Here is a 16,430-nt window from a genome sequence, read left to right as displayed (position 1 = left end):
GACCTGGCTTGAGGCGGGCCGCCCGGGCCCGTGGCTTCAGCGTGGCGGCGGCTCGTAAGTTTGGCCGCCCACGCGCAGGCCCTGGTCCGACAGGCGCGCCGCGCCGCGCGGCCCTATGCCGGGCACGCGCGAGAGCAGGTCGGCCCAGCTTTCAAAAGGCTGCCTGGCGCGCTCGGCCAGCAGCTTTTCCGACATCGCCACGCCTATGCCGCGCAGCTGCTCCAGTTGCGCCTGGGTAGCGGTGTTGGCGTCCAGCGCCGCAGCAGCCTGGATGCCGCAGCTCCACAGCAAGGCCATCGAGGCCGACGTGACAAAACGTTTCATGCGACCCATTGTGCGGTGCGCAACGCGCGTCAAGGTGCTGCAACCCCTGGCCGGCGAGTCGTGGCAAACCCTGTGATACGCTGCCCGCCCGTCAAGGGGTGCCCCCTGTTTTCGCGGGCGCCGCAGCGCTGAGAGGTCGTCGTTTTGAAGCAAATCGTCTGTGTCAAGTGGGGCACGCTGTACGGACCCGAGTATGTGAACCACATGTACGCCATGGTGGCGCGGCACCTGACGCCGCCGTTTCGCATGGTGTGCCTGACCGACGACGCCACGGGCATCCGGCCGGAGGTGGAGTGCCATGCGTTGCCCGATATCGGCTGCCCGCACCCGGAACGCACCATGGGCAAGTGGCGCAAGCAGATCCTGTGGGACCACACCGTGCCGGGGCTGGAGCCGGGGCAGCCGGCGCTGTTCATCGACCTGGATTCCGTGATCGTCGGTTCGCTGGACGACTACTTCACCTACGGCGACCCGCAAGACGTGATCCTGGCGCGTAATTGGGCGCGGCCTATGGCGCGGCTTGGGCAGACCTCGGTGTTCCGCTTCCCCGTGGGCGGCAACCCGCAGGTGCTCGAAGGCTTTCGTGCCGACCCGCAAGGCGTGGCCGACCGCCACGGCTTCGAGCAGCACTGGGTGACGCATGCGGTCAAGGGCGGCATCAAGCTGTGGCCCGAAGCCTGGACCTGCCACTTCCGGCTGCACTGCCTGCCCAAGTTCCCGCTGCGCTATTTCATGACGGCGCGCATCCCGCGCGGCGTGCGCATCGTCACCTTCCCCGGCGGGCCTAACCCCGACGACGTGCAGGACGGGCGCTGGAACAAGATGGTGCCCGCGCACCGATCGCGCTGGGAGCACTTGAAGGCCACCTTCAGCGGCGAGCGCGTGGACAAGAGCCGCTGGCGCCATCTGCAGCGCTACGTGCTGCCGGTGCCGTGGATAGCGCGGCAATGGCGTGACTGAAGCGGGCACTGTTGTTGGCCTGTCACGCGCCGGTGGCGTCGCGCGTGCTTCTTTACCGGCATGTCCGCGGCCCGCAACGGCCACGGATGGGCATGCCGGCAAACCCCGCTAGCATTCCCGCCCTGATGACAAAGCACCTTTGCGGGTCCGGCCGTGGCCGGACCCGCGTGCGAGCAGCATTCCAATGACGAACTGGCAGGTCCTGCAGCGGCTGAGCCGCTATTTCAAGCCCGAGCGCTGGGGCATAGGCGGTGCCCTGGTGGCCTTCCTGGCGGGCTCGTCCACCGAGCCGCTGATCCCGCTGCTGCTGCAGCAGGCGCTAGACAAGGGCTTCCTGGAAAAGCCGGCCTTTCCGCTGTGGATGGTGCCGGTGGCGCTGATTGGCCTGTTCATGGCGCGCGGCGCGCTGAGCTTTGCGGGCACCTACATGCTCCAGCGCAGTGTTTCGCGCGTGGTGCTGTACCTGCGCCGGGACCTCTCCAACGCCGTGCTGCGCGCCGACGCGCCGCTTTACTCGCGGCTCACGCCCGGCGTGGTGGTCACCAAGGTCATCAACGACCCGCAGAACATGGCCGGCATGTTGGGCGGCGCCATCATCACGGTGCTGCGCGACGGCACCACGGTCTTCGCGCTGCTGGTGTACCTGTTCTATCTGAACTGGCAGCTCACGCTGCTGTCGCTCATCACCGTGCCGCTGCTGCGCATAGGCATGCGCTCGGTGCACCGGCGCGTGCAGCACGTCGGCTCGGTGGGCTACGAGGCGCAGATACGGCTGGTGTCGGTGGTGGACGACATGGCGCGCGCCTGGCGCGTGATCCGCACCTTTGACGCCGCGGCCTTCGAGCAGGGCCGCTTCGAGCGCGAGGCGCGGCAGGTGCAGCGCTTTGCGGTTAAAAGCGCTGCGGCCTCGGCCATGATGACGCCCATGTCGCAGTTGGTGGCCAGCTTCGGCGTGGCGGCCATCGTGACGCTGGCGATGTGGCAGGCGCAGCAAAACGGCGCCACGGTGGGCGAGTTCGCCGCCTACGTCGCGGCGCTGCTGCTGGTGGTGTCCAAGACGCGGCCGCTGACCGATGTGTCTCAGCCCATCGTGGGCGGCATCATCGTGGCGCGCGCCAGCTTCGATCTGATGGACACGCCGCCGGAGCCCGATGCGGGCAAACGCGTGCTGGAGCGGGTCCAGGGCGAGATCGTTTTTGACGACGTGACGGTGCTCTACCCTGGCGCCGAGCAGCCCGCGCTGGACAGGCTGGCGCTGACGGTGGCGCCGGGCACCACGGTGGCGTTGGTGGGCAGCTCCGGCGCGGGCAAGACCACCGTCGTCAGCACGCTGCTGGGCTTTGCCGAGCCTCAGTCCGGCCAAGTGCGACTGGACAGCGTGCCACTGCCGGAGCTGACCAAGGCGTCGCTGCGCAAGCAGTTCGCGGTGGTGTCGCAGGACATCGTGCTTTTCGACGGCTCTATCGCCGCCAACGTGGTGTATGCCCAGCCCTTCGATGCCGCGCGGGTGGAGAGCTGCCTGCGTGCCGCGGCGCTGTGGGACTTCGTGTGCAGCCTGCCGGAGAAGCTGGAGACGCCCATAGGCGTCAACGGCAGCCGGCTTTCAGGCGGCCAGCGCCAGCGCCTGGCCATCGCGCGTGCGCTCTACAAGGACGCGCCGGTGTGGATACTGGACGAGGCCACCTCGGCGCTGGACACAGAGTCGGAGCGCGCCATCCAGCAGGCGCTGGAGCAGTGGCAGGGGCAGAAGACCATGATCGTCATCGCCCACCGGCTGAGCACCATTCGCAAGGCGGACGCCATTTGCGTGATGGAAGGGGGCCGGGTGATCGAGCAAGGCTCGCACGCCGAACTGCTGGCGCTGGACGGCCGCTACGCCGCCATGGTGAAGGTTCAGCAGGCGGCTTGAGTCTGCGGCCGGTGGCGCGCTGTGCAAAAGCGCGCGCTCACCGCTGCCCGCGCCGGGCTCAGTGGGTCTTGGCGTAGGGGGTGGCCAAGACTTTGACCAGTCTGTGCTGGAATTCGGCTTCGGGATTGCGGTGATACGCGATGGCCGACAGCGCAAGCGAGGCCGCGACGTACACCAGCATCAAGCCGCCGACGCGGCGGCGCACCTGGCGCCAGTCCGGTGCCACGCGCCTGATCAGCGGTTGCTCCAAGACTTCGTACGTCGTGCGAGCCAGTAGCAGCATCAACGGCAGGCCCACGGCGAAGTTCAGCGCCAGCAACTGGCCGCCCGGCACGGTTTTGACCGCTTGCGACAGCGGCAGCACGATGTACCAGGCCACCGTGGTGTTGCACAGAAAAAGCCCGTAGGACCAATGACCGACATTCACGATCCAAGGGCGCTCCAGGCTTGATTTCCAGACGCTGGGCGTGGGTGAAAGAAGGCCCAGAATCATCAGCCCGCTGGCAAGGGCAAGCTGGAACGCGTAGTCCGCGAAGTGCAGGAGATGGCCGGCACAAATACTGAAGTAATACGCCACCCCCAGCGGAAACAGTACTTTCCAAGCCGCGCGAGGCTTGTAGCCGGCTGCCAGTGCGGCTATGGCCATGCCCATGATAAATGCGTCGAACACGCCAAAAACGGAATAGCGAAGGATCCAGGCGGGCTGTTCGCCCATCATGTGGCGGCTCATCGGCCCGGCCGTGGCTGTCAGCAACAGCAGCCAGCCGCTCCAGCGGCCACTGATGCGGCCAAGCGCCAGCGCAAGCAACGGCATCACAGCATAAAACCACATCTCGGCATTGAGCGACCAAGTGCCCGGCATGAGGTCCAGCGTCGTGGCCAGAGGCGGGGTATGCGAAGACAGGTTCGCAACTGGCGTGAGAAAAAAGAAATTGAGTAGGAAATTGGAAGAATCCATGTTGGCGCCGTATCGGTGCTTGCCGACAAGGGCAACCAGCAGCAAATACATAACCAGGTAAAGCAAATAGCCAGGCAATATGCGTCGCGCACGACTTTGTGCAAAAGACCAGCACTGGGCCTTGAATGCTATTTTTCCCTGGCGTTCCAGCCAGTGTCGGTATAACAGAAAGCCTGACAGAACGAAAAAGACGATAACTGCGTTGTGACCCGTTGCAAACAACCAGGTCAGATTGACCGTCTCGGCTCCTATCTGCAAAGTAATGGGTATGCCCGAGCCCTCGCGCGTGCAGTGAGCCCAAAGGTGTATCGTAATGACAAAAATAATGGCCCAACCCCGCAGGCCGTCAAGCGCCAGCCAGTTGGCCCGCTCCGTTACGAGTTTGGGTATTGATGGCGCCATGTCGTTGGCAGACTCCATGGCTGTTGTGTTTGTTTTCATCGTGATGAACATTTCACAAATACATTGCTGATCGGTATTTGCCCGGCTTCAAAGCGATTCAGTCACCGTTGTGGAGAAGCGGGAATCAGGTTGCTTCTTGAAGCGAAAATTTTCAGGAGCGATGTCTTGTCCGTTGGGGGGCAGCCAGCATTATTGCCGCTTGACGCAGCCGGACTGCGGCCGGCCGCCGGGGCGGCTGCGATGCACGGCAGTACAGCGGCTAGAAACGCGCATGGGCCTTGTGTCGGGGTGGGTGCCGTTCAGGCTCTGCGGGCTGGTTACGGCGGCATGGTTTACCGATGGCTGTGCACGCAACCTGTAGGTGCCCGTGCAACGTCGCAACCCGGTAACGTCACAGCATTTTTGGGGTGCCGCCGGCCACCGTGTGTGGTTGCCGGCGCGTTTGCCGTGCATCGATGCGGATCAATGGTTCCGCAAGATTTTTTATGGTTTACTTAACTTAAAATTACTCTCCAAGATCCAGTGCGGCATGGCTTTCCAAAAGCTTACTGTCAAAAATATAGAGGAATTGTATGTCCAGCTTGAAAGCAAGAGTCGTCGCTGCTCAAACTTCTCATGGTATTTTGTTTGTTTATGAAAATGACAAGCCCATTGCCGATGCTTTGAAGTTGTACGGGGAATGGGCGGGTATTGAAATCGATTTTCTTCAACAGTTCATACCGGCGTCAGGCGTGGTGATTGATGCAGGCTGCCATGTGGGCCTGCATTCGGTTGCAATGGTTGAGGGCCGACCCGGTTTAACGGTGCACGCCTTTGAGCCGCAGCCTGCCTTGTTGGAGCTTGCCGCTCGCAATCTGGAATGCGGGCACGCCAGAAGTGGCGCGCGTATGGTGCTTCATCCTTGCGCACTGGGGGCCCAGCTGGGGCAGGTGTTCATGCCTGGAATGGATTTTTTGCATCCGACCAATGCAGGCGCCAGCCAGGTAAGCCAATCTCCGCTGAAGGACGGAATTGCCGTTGAAATTTCTACCCTGGATTCACAGGAACTGACGCCCGTATCCTTCATGAAATTTGATCTGGAGGGTTACGAGGGCGCCGCATTGCAAGGGGCTCGGCAATTGATTGCACGGGACCGTCCTGTATTGTTTTGCGAAATCAACGATTTAGATGGCGCGGCTCGAATCCTGGAAGCACTTCGTGGATTTGAGTATCAAGCTTATTTTGTTGAAACTGCTGCATTCAATCCCGACAATTATCGCGGCGAAAGCGACAACATATTCGGCCATGCCTGCGAAACGGCCTTGCTGATGCTGCCGCCTGGGAGGCCGGCGCCGGCGCGCAGGTCCGCTGCTGTGCTGCAGCCGGTGTCGAGTCTGGAGGCCCTGGCCCGGCTGCTGCTGGAAACTCCGCGCTACGGCGATGCCACGACTTTTGACCGCAAGCCCCAGCGCCTGCGTGAGGAGATGCAGCGCCAGCATGCCATCCAGTTGCAGCAGCAGGTGGCGGCCCAGGCCGAATTGTCAAGGCAGCAGGCGAAGGCCGAGGTTGTGCTGGCCCGGCAGCGGGCGCAAGCCAAGGCCGCCTTCGACGCGGCGCAGCGGGCGGCAGAGCAAGCGGCCCGGCAGGCGGCCGAGCAAATGGCCGTACTGAACGCGCAACGGCTGCACATGACCCGCGAGCTGGCGCGTAACTTCCCCAAGACGGTGAGCAAGCGCTGGACGAGCCAGGTGGCCTGGCTGTTGGGCCTCAATCCGCTGGCCCGGGATTGCCGGCGTTTGGCACTGTCGGGCCTGTTCGACCGGCGCTGGTACCGCAACTGCAACCAGGACGTCGCCACCCAGAGCATGCATCCCCTGGTGCACTACCTGCTGTATGGGGCCTACGAGGGCAGAAATCCCAACCGCGTGTTCGACAGTGGCTTTTACCTGGCGCGCAACCCGGATGTGCGCGGCAGCGGCATCAATCCGCTGCTGCATTACATCAAGCATGGCGAGGCCGAAGGGCGGGCGGCATCCGACAGCTTCGAGCCCAATGTGTATCTGGCGCAGCGGCCGTGGCTGAAGGAGCGGCGGTTCTGGTGGCAGCGTTCGCCGTTGCGCCACTTCCTGCGACGCGGCAAGCCGTCGGAGGTCGTGCTGCCCGCGTACCGGCCGCCTTGCCCCGACTGGGCGGAGTTCGAGCGGCTGCCCAAGCCGCTGCCGCTTGGCGCAGACGCGGTGGACGTCATCGTGCCGGTGTACCGAGGCTACGACGACACGTTTGCCTGTCTGCTGTCGGTGATGAGCTCGCGCAACCGCAGCGCGTTCGAGCTCATCGTCATTGACGACTGCTCACCGGATCCCAAGATTTCCGCTGACTTGCAACGCTTGGCCGACCGCGGTCTGTTCACGCTGCTGCGCAACGAAAAGAACCTGGGCTTCGTCGGCACGGTCAACCGCGGCATGGCCTTGCACCCGCAGCGCGACGTGCTGCTGCTCAACAGCGACACGCTGGTGTTCAACGACTGGCTGGACCGCATTCGCGCCCATGCCCAGGCGCCTGGCGCACGCATCGCAAGCGTGACGCCCTTCACCAACAACGGGACCATTTGCAGCTATCCGTTCTTCTGCAAAGACAACTCCGCGCTGCTGGAAACCGGCTATGCGCAGCTCGACCAGCTCGCCGCGGCCGTCAACGCGGGCCAGCATGTGGAGGTTCCGACCGGCGTCGGCTTTTGCATGTACATCGCGCGGGCTGCGCTCAATGAAGTTGGCTTGTTCGATGTGGAGAGCTTCGGCGCCGGTTATGGAGAAGAAAACGATTTTTGCCAACGGGCGCTCAAAGCCGGCTGGCGCAACGTGCATGCCCTGGATGCCTTCGTATTCCACTCCGGTGAAACGTCGTTTGCCGAAGGGGCCAGCGCCGGCAAGTCAAGAGGCTACAAGACGCTGCTGCGGCTGCACCCGGACTACGCGGCACAGGTCAAGCGCTACATCCAAGCGGATCCTGCCTGTTACGGGCGCATTGCCCTGGACATTTCCCGCGCTTTCGGCCGGCCTGTGAGGCCGCTGGTGCTGTGCTTCACGCATGCTTGGGGAGGGGGAATAGAGCGGCATTTACGGGAGCGGCAGCAACTGCTCGAAGCCCAAGGCCGTGACTTGTTGGTACTCACGCCTGCAAGCGCCGGTACCTTGATTGCCCAGATTGCGCCAGCAGGCCAGGATGGCGTGCTGCACTCTTCCAATCTCGCCGCGCTGGACTTGGCCAAGGCGCAGACCGAGTTTTGCAAAGCAATCAAGCAATTGGGTGTGCACGACATTGAGTTGCATAGCACGGTGAGCTGGTCTGTGGAAATACTGTCGACCATCAAGGAGTTGTCGGCGCAATTGGGCGTGCCCTACACCGTAACGCTGCATGACTATGTCAGTGTCTGCCCTCAAGTCACGCTCATCAATGAATCGGGCCGCTATTGCGGTGAACTCGGTGTGGAGCAGTGTCGTAGTTGCTTGCGGCATAAGCCGGAGCGCTTGAAGGAAATTCACCCCGATTGCCATGATGCTGATATCGAGCACTGGCGGGCAAACTATAGGGTACTGTTGGAGGGAGCGCAGAAAATCATCGTGCCCAGCCCGGACACAGGCAATCGTTTTCAGCGCTACTTTCCGCAAATGCAATTTCAAATCCAACCGCATACTGAATTGCCTGCGCCGGAATGCAAGATTCAACCGAATCCCTTGTGTGATAATGATCGCGTGCGAGTGGCCCTCATCGGTGCAATCGGTCCACACAAGGGTTCTCGCGTCTTATGGGATTGCGCACAGGATGCGCTGGTTCGGAATCTTCCGTTGCATTTTGTCGTGATCGGCTATACCGACCTGCCTGAACTGGAAGCGCTTGAGAATGTGACAGTTACAGGGAAATATCAGGAAGAGGAAGTGTGTGAACTGCTGGCTTTGCAAAAGCCGCACGTCATTTTTCTGCCTTCTGTGTGGCCCGAAACATTCTGCTATACTCTGTCAATTGCGATGCACACGGATTTGCCCATTGCCGTATTTGACATCGGAGCTCAAGCTGAGCGCTTGGAAGATTACTCGGGCGCACTGCGGCTGCCTTTGTCACTTATAGACACGCCTGAGCATATTAACGATAAGCTCATGGCGCTTGCCCGGGCCAAATACTGCAGCGGAGTTGTTGCCGGCGCTACAGCGTAAAGGGTAACGAAAAAGCAGCGCCAACTGCTAAGAGCTGTATTGTCAGGTTGTGTCGCGGAGCAGGCAGAAGGAGCACCTCGCTCCTGCCCTGCCCTGCCGGGGATTTATGTCAGCACTTCAACACTGCCTGTGGATGGTATGGTTTTTCCACGATAGCAGGGTGATTTGAGCAGATCCGTATGGAGTTGGCCTGCTTGAAAATAAGCATGCAAATCGCCCTCACTGTCCAGTGCCCGCGATGCCAGCGGCGCATGATGGCTGACCACCGGCCAGACATTGCCCTGCTGGCGCCGCGCGATGATGAACGCACCGCTGGCCATGGCTTCATGCACGGTGATATTGAAAGTTTCAGGCCACAAACTCCAGCAAACCACGGCGTCGATCTTGTGGCGCGTCAATGCTTCAACCATGGCGTCCCTATTTCGCGCACTGACGGCCACAGACACGTTCCGAACCGTTGTATTGAATTGCCTGAAAATGCCCTTGGGTGCTTTGCCAAACTGGAAAAATTTATAGCGATTATCGCGCCGGAACGCTTCTGCAAGCTGGTAATATATATCCCAGCCTTTGTGCTTATCTTGCCTGCCTATATAGGCGATGCGCAATGTCCGGGATGGTTCCGGGCGAGAGACTGGTTCTAGAGTCAGCCGAACAGGGGGGATCACGACGCTGTCAACGGGAGAAATGCCGGTCACCTTGGACCACTGCTTCAGCGCAAATTGCGAAGGTGCTGTGATGATGGGCTGTGTCTGTTCGATAAAGCGTCGCATCCGGGTTATATGTTCCTGGCGGTTTGAACCATACTTGCAACTGCTGCATGTGGTGGACTGTGGGGGAGGGGCATCACAATAGGCGGCATCATTGCGCATCAATGTGAAGCTTGAGCAGGCTGCAAAATAGTCATGGATCCAGAGCAAAGGTTTTTTGGTCCCATGGGATAGTAATTCTTGAAGTACTTCTGGTGAATGCCCCATGAGGTGATGAAATACCCACAGTGGAGTTTTGCTTTGCGCCTGAAGCTGTTTCAACGTATTTTGAAGCTCTTGTCCGTTAATAGAGAGGAGCGGGCGGCCATCGAGTCGGATTGAAAATTTGAAATCTGCTGATTTCGTGATTTTAGATAATCCACGCAAGGCCAGTTCGGGGCAGAGGTGTATGTAGGTAATGCCTCGCTTGTTGAATTCAAGATGTTCGGCGCCTATTATATTTTGAATGCCTCCAACAACCCTGGTGTAGTCGTCGTGGCTGACTGAGATGACAATACCATTGCTTCTCTTGGCAGCTTTTTTTATTTCTTGTGATGTATTGTTTGGGGAATTTTTTTGAACTGGCCTGAGAAAGTTGGGGGCGGAATTTATTCTTTCAAACTTCATCATATATTCCGGGGTACTGAAAAAGAAAAAGTGGGTGAACCGTCGGTAAATATTCCAATTGCTTGAGTCAGGTGCTGCGCTCCAGCCAGCGCCGTATCGGCCGGCCCAGCCCAAGCAGCAGCCGCTGGCCCAGCGTGCGGCTGTGGCGTTGCTTGAAGATGCGCTGGAACCAACTGCTGCCCAGCAGTGCCGGCTGGCGCTCAGCCAGCATCTCCAGGCACAGCTGCTTCATGCGCTCCCTCTCCTGCGCTGCTGTCAGCCCGTTGCGGTACACCTTCATGCCGCTGGTCACGGGCCGCGTGTGCGCGGCCATGACCGCATCGACAATGGCCGTGCGCTGCATGCCCATGAGCTGCTGCAGCGTGGGCATGAGGTATTTGTCTATGCCCCAGGAGGAGACGTTGCCCTCGTAGTACGGCGCGCCGGCCATGAACAGGTCGCCGCGGTAGACGGGCATCATGACCTCGACCCAGTCGGTGGCGTGGTAGAGCCGGCTGGGCTGGCGCAGCGACCAGCGGTGGGTGTAGATGCTGTCGTGGCTGAGCGCGGGCGAGAAGGAGCTCCACTCCAGGCAGTTCCCAAGGTGCAGCGCGTAATTGATGCCGCTGACCGACAGGACGACGTCATCGTCTATCAGCCCAACGAATGGCGGCACCGTGCCGCGCTGCTGCAGGTGGCGGGCCAGCGCGCTGTAGATCTCGCCCTTGCACTCGGTCACGCCCGCCAGCACGCGGCACTGCACGCCGTGTACCACGACATAGGGCTCGGTGGTGGAGCCCGAATAATCGAAGAGCAGCACTTCGAACTGCGGTGGCACGTCCATGTGCAGCATGCGCAGCGGTGGGCTGTGGCCGTCCCACGAGAACAGGACAACGGGACGGGAAATGGATCGCGCTTGCGACATAACGGGACTACCGGACGTCACGAGGACCGTCGGCTGAAGAAATGGTTGTACCAGGAGTAGCGAAGCTGGTAGCGAAGCTTGCGCAGGCGCGGGACCAGGCTGAGCCCGGGGGCGTTTCGTCCGTCTATGGTGGAGACCAGGCTGTCCTCGTTGAGCCGCGCCGGGTAGGGCAGGGCGCCGAACATGCGCAGGCCGAATTCCCAGTGGTGGCGCAGGTCCACGTCCACCGGGCGGCCGAAGGGCGGCAGACGTTGCGTGAGCTTGCGCGCGCCCTCCAGGCTGATGGCATAGGCGCCGGTGAGGCTGGGCACGCGGCGGTAGCGCACCAGCTCCGCGCCGCCGGCCAGGGGCAGGCGCTGCGCGGGGGCCTCGTTGTCGCGGCCCACGAGCTTGACCATGTCCCAGTCGGCGCGGAGCGCCAGCGCCTGCAGCACGGCGGGCAGCGCGGGCTCCAGCGCCACGTCATCCTCCAGCACCAGCGCGCAGGGCTGGCCGCGCTGCACCATGAGCTGCCAGACCTTGAGGTGGCTGGCGTAGCAGCCGATCTCACCCGGCGTGAGCGGCCGGTAGAACTGGCGCCGGTTCAGGCGCGGCGCGTACAGGGCGTCCAGGGTTTGGGCGTCGAGCTCGCGGCCCACCACCGCCTGCACCCACTCGGCCTGCAGCCCAACGGCCTGCAGCGCGGCCTGCATGCGCCGGCGCCGCTGCGCGGCGCTGGGCATGTTGATGACGTAGACAGGCATGGCGGCGGCGTTCATGGGTGCGGGGCGGACAGCGGGCGCATTGGGCGGGCGCGGTCACTCATTCGCGCCAGTGCGAGGCGATCCAGCCGGCCGGGCGGGCGTGGCGCCAGTTGCCGTTGCGCTTGCCGGCCAGCGCGTCCGGCGGATTCATCACGCCGTGGAAGATGAGGATGCGCGCGCCGGCCGGAATGGCCGGAACGCGCCAGTAGTTGGTGGGGAAGCGCGGGATGCAGTGATACTTCCAGCTCGCGCACCAGGCCGCGGGCCAGTAGGCGAGCTTGCCCTGCTGGTTGAGCACGTCGGAGAGGAAGGCCTGCTCGTTGCGGAAGTTGGCCCGCGCCTCGTCGGGCCGCGCCCTGAACTGCGCCAGCACGTCCGCATGCGCGCCGAGCTCGAAGCGGTAGACGGAGGAATTGCCAGTGACGCGCCAGGGCCGCTTCCAGTCGTGAATGATGAGGAACTCGCCCGGCTGCTCGAAGAAGGGCGTGATGTCGTCCACGATCACCACGTCCAGGTCCAGGAACAGCGCCGTGCCGCGCAGGCCGTGCAGGTCGGCCTCGAAGGTGGTGAGCTTCTTCCAGCCGCGCTCCGGGATGCCCGCGGGCAGCGCCAGGTCGGGGATGGGCAGGCAGCGCACCTCGGCTCGCACGCCGGCGCCGTCGTCGGTGAGGCAGACGAAGCTGAAATCCCCGCGCAGGTGGCGGCGCACCATGGCGTAAAGCCGGTTGACGTACTCGGGGCCGTATTTGGTCCCCCACTTCATGCAGAGAATGACGCGCTGCTGCTGGCTCATGGGTGTCGTGATCGTTGGAAGCGGGCAGGGGCGTGTCAGAGGTCTTCGATGCGCCGCGGCGGGTAGGTGTCCCAGCCCTGGCAGCCCGGGCATTGCCAGAAGTAGTTGCGGGCCTCGAAGCCGCAGGCGGCGCAGCGGTAGCGCTGCATGGGCTGCGCGGCGCGGGCGACGGTGGCTTGCAGCCGGGTGCGCGTGTCCTCGGCCCAATCGGCCGGCGCGATCTCCAGCACCTGCGCCGCCACGGTCAGCGCGGGCTGCTGGCGCAGGTGCTGCAGCAGCCGCTGCGCGGCCTGCGGCGGCTCGTCCAGCCGGCGCAGCGCGCCCAGCAGGTCGGTGTCGGCCTGCTGCTCGTACAGCGGCTGCAACTGCTCGCGTGCGTGCACGCGCTGTCCGGCGGTGATGGCGGCCTGGGCGTAGGCCTGGGCCACCAGCGGGAAGGTGCCGGGATGGCGCGCGCGCAGCTCGTCCCAGGCCTGCAGGGCCTGCGCCACGCGGCCGCCGCGCAGGTGGCGCTCGCCCTCCACCAGCCAGGGGCGGGGCGCGGCCGGGGCGGCTTCGCGCGCGCGCTGCAGCGCGGCCTGCGCGCCCTCGGCGTCGCCGCGGGCGTCGGCCTCCAGCGCCAGCTCGCACCAGTAGTGCGCAATGCGGGTGGAGAAGGAGCCAATGCCGCTGCGCTCCAGCTTGGCCGCCACCTCGGCGGCGGCGCGCCAGTCGCGCGAGCGCTCGTGCAGCGACAGCAGCGCCAGGCGGGCCTCGGTGTCGAAGGGCGTGCCCTCCAGCGCGCGGAAGGCCTCTTCGGCGCGGTCGAAGAGGCCGGCCTTCATGAAGTCCTGCGCCAGCGCGTGCTGCGCGCGCTCACGCTCGCCGCCGGAGAGGTCGCCGCGGCGCAGCAGGTGCTGGTGCACGCGCACGGCACGCTCGAACTCGCCGCGGCGGCGAAAGAGGTTGCCCAGCGCGAAGTGCAGGTCGGCGCTGTGCGGGTCGTCCTGCACGGCCTCGACGAAGGCGTCGATGGCCTTGTCCTGCTGCTCGTTGAGCAGCAGGTTCAGGCCCTTGAAGTAAGCCTTGGGCGCGTCGCGCTGCTCGCGCACCCATTGGCGCATTTCCAGGCGCGAGGCCACCCAGCCCAGCGCGAAAGCCACGGGCAGCGCCAGCAGCAGCCACAGCGGATCGAGCACCATCTCAGAGTCCCTCGCGCGGCGGATGCTCGGCCAGCACCTCGGCCGCGGGCTGCGGCTGCGCGGCGGCTGCGGGCGTGGCGCCTTCGACTTGGCGCGTGGCCTGGCGGCGGTGGTGCCACCACGCCGGCACCATGGCCAGCACGCCCACGGCGCAGCCCGCGGCAAAGGCCGCCAGCACCACGATCACCAGCGGCGCGTGCCATTCCTGGCCGAAGAACCAGTGCACGGTGGCGGTTTGGCGGTTGTTGAGCGCGAAGGCGAACAGCGCGAAGAAGAGGAAGGCCCGGAAGAGCCAGACGAGGAAGCGCATGGGCGGGCGATTTTAGCGAGCGCTCACCACGCGCCCCGGTATGGGAGGAGCCGCGGACTTCTGGCCCGCGCTCGGCTTTGCGCCAGGCCAAGGCCCGGCGCACGGAAAAACGGCGCCGTGAAGGCGCCGTTTGCAATGGGACGGGACGGAAAAGACCGCTGTCGGGGCGGCGGGGCTGAAAGCTCAGTCCGCGGCCAGCTCGGCGGGCTCCGGCGCGACGGGGACGTTGGCGTCCACCGCCTCGCGCAGTGCCTTGCCGGGCTTGAAATGCGGCACCAGCTTCTCCGGGATCAGCACCGGCTCGCCGCTGCGGGGATTGCGCCCCATGCGCGGCGGACGGCGGTTGATGGAGAAGCTGCCGAAGCCCCGGATCTCGATGCGGTGGCCGCGCGCCAGGGCGTCGGACATCGCGTCGAGAATGGTCTTGACCGCGAACTCGGTGTCGCGGTGCGTGAGCTGGCCGAAGCGCTCGGCCAGCTCGGCCACGAGGTCGGAACGGGTCATGACCGTGGGCCGCCTTCAGTCTCAGCCGTTGTCGCGGTTGTCCAGCTTGGCGCGCAGCAGGGCGCCCAGGCTGGTGGTGCCGGCGGTCTCGCGCTCGTTGCTCTGCGACAGGCGCTGCATGGCTTCTTGCTGGTCGGCGTTGTCCTTGGCCTTGATCGACAGCTGGATCGAACGCGTCTTGCGGTCGATGTTGATGATCATGGCGGAGACGTCGTCGCCTTCCTTGAGCACGTTGCGGGCGTCTTCGACGCGGTCGCGGCTGATTTCGGAGGCGCGCAGGTAGCCCGTCACTTCTTCGGTCAGCTGGATCTCGGCGCCGCGCGGGTCGACGGTCTTCACCTTGCCGCTGACCAGCGAGCCGCGGTCATTGAGCGTGGTGAAGGTGGCGAACGGGTCGCCGTCGAGCTGCTTGATGCCCAGGCTGATGCGCTCGCGCTCGACGTCCACGGCCAGCACGACGGCTTCGACTTCCTGGCCCTTCTTGAAGTTGCGCACGGCGGCTTCGCCGGTCTCGTTCCAGGACAGGTCGGAGAGGTGCACCAGGCCGTCGATGCCCTGGGCCAGGCCCACGAACACGCCGAAGTCGGTGATGGACTTGACCGGGCCCTTGACCTTGTCGCCGCGCTTGACGGTCTCGGCGAACTCTTCCCAGGGATTGGGCTTGCACTGCTTCATGCCCAGGGAGATGCGGCGCTTGTCCTCGTCGATCTCCAGGACCATGACTTCGACTTCCTCGCCCAGGGTGACGACCTTGGCGGGAGCGACGTTCTTGTTGGTCCAGTCCATTTCGGAGACGTGCACCAGGCCTTCGATGCCCGGCTCGATCTCGACGAACGCGCCGTAGTCGGCGATGTTGGTGACCTTGCCGAACAGGCGGGTGCCGGCCGGGTAGCGGCGCGACACGCCGTGCCAGGGGTCGTCGCCCAGTTGCTTCAGGCCCAGGGAGACGCGGTTCTTCTCGGCGTCGAACTTCAGCACCTTGGCGTCGAGCTCCTGGCCCACCTGGACCACTTCGCTCGGGTGACGCACGCGGCGCCAGGCCATGTCGGTGATGTGCAGCAGGCCGTCGATGCCGCCCAGGTCAACGAACGCACCGTACTCGGTGATGTTCTTGACCACGCCGTGGACGATGGCGCCCTCGGTCAGCGTTTCCAGCAGCTTGGCGCGCTCTTCGCCCATCGAGGCTTCGACCACGGCGCGGCGGCTCAGCACCACGTTGTTGCGCTTGCGGTCGAGCTTGATGACCTTGAACTCCATCGTCTTGCCTTCGTAAGGAGTCAGATCCTTGACGGGGCGGGTGTCGATGAGGGAGCCGGGCAGGAAGGCGCGGATGCCGTTGACCAGGACGGTCAGGCCGCCCTTGACCTTGCCGGAGACGGTGCCGGTGACGAACTCGCCGGATTCCAGCGCGTTTTCCAGCGACAGCCACGAGGCCAGGCGCTTGGCCTTGTCGCGCGACAGGATGGTGTCGCCGTAGCCGTTTTCCAGCGCGTCGATGGCCACCGAGACGAAGTCGCCCACTTGGACTTCGACTTCGCCCTGGTCGTTCTTGAATTCTTCGATGGGAACGTAGGCCTCGGACTTCAGGCCGGCGTTGACCACCACGAAGTTGTGCTCGATGCGCACCACCTCGGCGGAGATGACCTCGCCAGCGCGCATGTCGCGCTGCTGCAGGCTTTCTTCGAACAGGGCGGCAAAAGACTCGCCGCCCTGGGTGGCGTTTTGGGTATCCATCATGGGGTGTTTCCTGGCCGGTGGGCCGCGTCGAAGGCGGTGCCGGCGTTTCGTGCAACTGCCGTTGCGGGGTTAGGTTGTGAATCCGCTTTCCCGGCGCGCCTTGCGGTGCGGGGACACTGCCCAGGCGGTGCGAAGGCAGCGG

The 16,430-nt window shown here is 63.9% G+C and carries 13 protein-coding genes; 3 read left to right on the top strand and 10 right to left on the bottom strand.

Annotation, left to right across the window (positions count from 1 at the left end; genetic code table 11):
* Window positions 1-36: 36 nt before the first annotated feature.
* The gene (locus tag SM757_RS21100; RefSeq protein WP_322466929.1) at window positions 37-324 is read right to left on the bottom strand and encodes a ComEA family DNA-binding protein; all 288 of its coding nucleotides are present in this window, start codon (window positions 322-324) and stop codon (window positions 37-39) included.
* A gap of 204 nt (window positions 325-528) precedes the next feature.
* On the opposite strand from SM757_RS21100, the gene SM757_RS21095 reads away from it, so the two are divergent.
* Both SM757_RS21095 and SM757_RS21090 read left to right on the top strand, forming a co-directional pair.
* Window positions 529-1,284 carry a glycosyl transferase gene (locus tag SM757_RS21095; RefSeq protein WP_322466942.1) on the top strand — a complete coding sequence of 252 codons (756 nt, stop codon included), beginning with the start codon at window positions 529-531 and terminating at the stop codon, window positions 1,282-1,284.
* A gap of 184 nt (window positions 1,285-1,468) precedes the next feature.
* Entirely contained in the window at window positions 1,469-3,193 is a 1,725-nt protein-coding gene (locus SM757_RS21090; protein WP_322466928.1) for an ABC transporter transmembrane domain-containing protein, read from the top strand.
* A 58-nt stretch (window positions 3,194-3,251) separates the two neighbouring features.
* Here the strand turns inward: SM757_RS21090 and SM757_RS21085 are convergent, their stop codons facing one another.
* Complete coding sequence (locus tag SM757_RS21085) at window positions 3,252-4,604, bottom strand: acyltransferase family protein (protein ID WP_322466927.1); 1,353 nt, start codon at window positions 4,602-4,604, stop codon at window positions 3,252-3,254.
* A gap of 521 nt (window positions 4,605-5,125) precedes the next feature.
* On the opposite strand from SM757_RS21085, the gene SM757_RS21080 reads away from it, so the two are divergent.
* Window positions 5,126-8,743 (top strand): FkbM family methyltransferase, encoded by a 3,618-nt coding sequence (locus SM757_RS21080; protein ID WP_322466926.1) that lies wholly within the window; start codon window positions 5,126-5,128, stop codon window positions 8,741-8,743.
* Window positions 8,744-8,847: 104 nt separating this feature from the next.
* Here the strand turns inward: SM757_RS21080 and SM757_RS21075 are convergent, their stop codons facing one another.
* The 8 genes from SM757_RS21075 to rpsA form a co-directional block, all read right to left on the bottom strand.
* Entirely contained in the window at window positions 8,848-10,116 is a 1,269-nt protein-coding gene (locus SM757_RS21075; protein ID WP_322466925.1) for a glycosyltransferase family protein, read from the bottom strand.
* A gap of 67 nt (window positions 10,117-10,183) precedes the next feature.
* Window positions 10,184-10,939 carry a hypothetical protein gene (locus SM757_RS21070; protein ID WP_322466924.1) on the bottom strand — a complete coding sequence of 252 codons (756 nt, stop codon included), beginning with the start codon at window positions 10,937-10,939 and terminating at the stop codon, window positions 10,184-10,186.
* Window positions 10,940-11,037: 98 nt separating this feature from the next.
* On the bottom strand, window positions 11,038-11,778 hold the full coding sequence (locus SM757_RS21065; RefSeq protein WP_322466923.1) for a glycosyltransferase family 25 protein: 741 nt from the start codon (window positions 11,776-11,778) through the stop codon (window positions 11,038-11,040).
* A 43-nt stretch (window positions 11,779-11,821) separates the two neighbouring features.
* Entirely contained in the window at window positions 11,822-12,556 is a 735-nt protein-coding gene (locus tag SM757_RS21060) for a glycosyltransferase (protein ID WP_066334745.1), read from the bottom strand.
* Window positions 12,557-12,591: 35 nt separating this feature from the next.
* Complete coding sequence (lapB, locus tag SM757_RS21055) at window positions 12,592-13,737, bottom strand: lipopolysaccharide assembly protein LapB (protein WP_322466922.1); 1,146 nt, start codon at window positions 13,735-13,737, stop codon at window positions 12,592-12,594.
* Window position 13,738: 1 nt separating this feature from the next.
* Window positions 13,739-14,047, bottom strand: coding sequence for a LapA family protein (locus SM757_RS21050; RefSeq protein WP_066334742.1), 309 nt, complete (start codon window positions 14,045-14,047; stop codon window positions 13,739-13,741).
* 183 nt (window positions 14,048-14,230) lie between these two features.
* Window positions 14,231-14,551, bottom strand: coding sequence for an integration host factor subunit beta (locus SM757_RS21045; RefSeq protein WP_066334739.1), 321 nt, complete (start codon window positions 14,549-14,551; stop codon window positions 14,231-14,233).
* A 21-nt stretch (window positions 14,552-14,572) separates the two neighbouring features.
* On the bottom strand, window positions 14,573-16,288 hold the full coding sequence (gene rpsA, locus SM757_RS21040) for a 30S ribosomal protein S1 (RefSeq protein ID WP_373862984.1): 1,716 nt from the start codon (window positions 16,286-16,288) through the stop codon (window positions 14,573-14,575).
* Window positions 16,289-16,430 lie beyond the last annotated feature (142 nt).

The sequence above is a fragment of the Azohydromonas lata genome (genome assembly GCF_034427735.1).
GTDB lineage: Bacteria > Pseudomonadota > Gammaproteobacteria > Burkholderiales > Burkholderiaceae_C > Azohydromonas > Azohydromonas lata.
Note: the sequence above shows the minus strand (reverse complement) of the source record. Positions and strands in the feature narration are given on the sequence as shown.